The following is a 2,726-nucleotide window of genomic DNA, read 5'->3' as shown; positions in this document are numbered from 1 at the left end:
TTGCGGTAGCCCTCGGGGCGCGGCATGCCGAAATTGCGGCGGATCTTGCTCTTGGTGTCGCGGCCCTTCTGGTGGCCGATCACCATGACGCTGCGGCCGTCGATGCGGGCGAGGCCGCCCACGATCGCGGCGTCGTCGGCGAAGGCGCGGTCGCCGGCCAGCTCGTGGAACTCCTCGGCGATCAGGCCGAGGTAGTCGAGCGTGTAGGGGCGCTGCGGGTGACGCGCCAGCTGGCTGATCTGCCAGGGCGTGAGCGTGGCGAAGATCTCGGCGGTGCGGGCCTTGAGCTTGTCCTCGAGGCCGCGGATCTCGTTCTCGATGTCCACGGCGGGGCCCGTGCTTGCATGCCGGAGCTCGTTGATCTTGGCTTCAAGATCGGCGATGGGCTGTTCGAAATCGAGGAAGTTCGGATTCATTTGCTTGGAATTTGGAGGGCGTTCCCCGAGACATCCGGGGCCGCTAGAGCAAAGAGTCTAGCTGGCGGGGCGGGGTGCCGGCCATGGGGCGGGGTGCCCGGGCCGTCAGCCCTGCAGCCAGGGTTTGTGCAACTGGAGCTTGACCCCGTCCACGAAGGGCAGGTGGCGGAGGCGAGAGAGCAGGTCGGAGGCCGTCCGCACCCCCTCCCGGCCGCCGAGGTCGAGGCTGCCCGCTGCCCCGGGGCGCTTGAGGTCCAGGCGAAGCGGGGTGGGGCCGGGCCGGTACTCGGCCAGCAGCGCCTGGAGCTGTTCGAAGGCGCCCTTGCCCCGCAGATCGGCCGACAGGGCGATCCGGCGGGCATGGGTATCGAGCAGGGCCTTGAAGTCCCAGGCCTGCTTCACTCGCATGGAGAGCTCCCCGCTCACCCGGTCCGCGCCCACCTGGCCTTCGACGATCAGGATGCGGTCGCGGGAGAGGAGATGGCCGAAGCCGGTGCAGGCCTCGCGGAAGAAGGCCAGCTCGATCTGGCCGTGGCCATCGTCGATCTGGGCGAAGGCCATCGCGTCGCCGCGCTTGCGCACGTTGCCCACCAGGCCGGCGAGGATCATCGTCGCCTCGTTGCGGCGGTCCTTGCGCTGGGCCCACGTGGCTTCGACCTCGCCGAGGTGGATGTTGACCAGCTCCGAGAGCTCGGCCCGCCACGGATCGATCGGGTGGCCGCTGAGGTAGTGCCCCAGCGTCTCGCGCTCGCCGGCCAGCAACTGCTCCAGCGGCCACTCGTCGCAGGCGGGCAGGTCGACCTTGGCCACCGGCGCATCGGCGAAGCCGCCAAACAGCGAGACTTGGCCGGCCGCGGCCGAACGCGCGGCCTGTTCGCTGGCCTTCACCGCTTCCGGCAGCTGCAGCAGAAGCGAGGCGCGGTTCGGCGCGAAGCCGTCCAGCGCGCCGGCGTTGATCATCGCCTCGACCGCGCGACGGTTCATCTTGGTGGGATCGACGCGCTCGCAAAACTCCAGCAGGTCACGGAACGGCCCCTTGGCGCCACGCGCCTGCACGATGGCTTCGGTCAGGCCGGTGCCCACGCCCTTGATGGCGCCGAGGCCGTAGCGGATCGTCCGCGCGTCCTTCGCCTCGAACATCGTCGCCGAGTCGTTCGCTTTCGGCGGCAGCACGGTGAGCTGCAGCGCCCGGCACTCGTCGAGGAAGTTCACCACCTTGTCGGTGTTGTCCATGTCGGAGGACAGCACCGCGGCCATGAACTCGGCCGGGTAGTGCGTCTTCAACCATGCGGTCTGATAAGACACGAGCGCGTAGGCCGCCGCGTGCGACTTGTTGAAGCCGTAGCCGGCGAACTTCTCCATCAGGTCGAAGACGGCGTCGGCCTTGGTTTCGTCGATGCCGTTCGTCGCCGCGCCCTCGCGGAACATGGCGCGGTGCTTGGCCATCTCCTCGGGCTTCTTCTTGCCCATCGCGCGGCGCAGCAGGTCGGCGCCACCGAGCGAGTAGCCGCCCAGCACCTGCGCCATCTGCATCACCTGCTCCTGGTAGACCATGATCCCGTAGGTCTCCTCCAGCACCGGCTTCACGCGCGGGTCGGGGTACTCGACTTCTTCCTTGCCGTGCTTTCGGGCATTGAAGCTCGGGATCAGGTCCATCGGGCCGGGGCGGAACAGCGACACCAGGGCGATCAGGTCCTCGAAGCGGTCGGGCCGGGCTTCGCGCAGCAGGTTGCGCATGCCCGAGGATTCGAACTGGAACACCGCCACCGTCTGCGCGCGACTGAACAGGTCGAAGACTGGGCGGTCGTCGAGCGGGATGCGGGTGATGTCGAGCGGTGCTTCGCCCTTGGCGGCGCGGCGCGCGTTGATGGCCTTCACCGCCCAATCGATGATGGTCAGCGTGCGCAGGCCGAGGAAGTCGAACTTCACGAGGCCGATGGCTTCGACGTCGTCCTTGTCGAACTGCGTCACCGCGCCCTTGCCGCCGGGTTCCGAGAACAGCGGGCAGAAATCGGTGAGCGGCGTCGGCGCGATCACCACACCACCCGCATGTTTACCTGCGTTCCGCGTGAGGTCTTCGAGCTGGCGCGCGAGATCCATCAGGTCGCGCACGTCGTCCTCGCGGGCGTAGCGCTCGATGAGTTCGCCCGAACGCACGGTGTCGTCGGCCTTGCCCTTGTCCGTTTCGCCCAGCGCGTCGTCCAGCGCGATGCCGAGCACGTTCGGGATCAGTTTGGCGACGCTGTCGACGAAGCCGTAGGGATGGCCGAGCACGCGTCCGCAGTCGCGCACCACGGCCTTCGCGGCCAT

1 protein-coding gene and 1 pseudogene are annotated in these 2,726 nt (G+C 68.4%); both read right to left on the bottom strand.

Features of this window, described 5'->3' with window-relative positions; genetic code table 11:
* Positions 1-416 (bottom strand): annotated as a pseudogene (locus ACIQ6S_RS14245) (acetyl-CoA carboxylase carboxyl transferase subunit alpha); the annotation flags it as partial.
* Between the two features lie 105 nt (positions 417-521).
* On the bottom strand, positions 522-2,726 hold a 2,205-nt coding region (gene dnaE, locus ACIQ6S_RS14240; RefSeq protein ID WP_397608925.1), incomplete at its 5' end, for a DNA polymerase III subunit alpha.

The sequence above is a fragment of the Silanimonas sp. genome (assembly GCF_044377035.1).
Lineage (GTDB): Bacteria > Pseudomonadota > Gammaproteobacteria > Xanthomonadales > Xanthomonadaceae > Silanimonas.
Note: the sequence above shows the minus strand (reverse complement) of the source record. Positions and strands in the feature narration are given on the sequence as shown.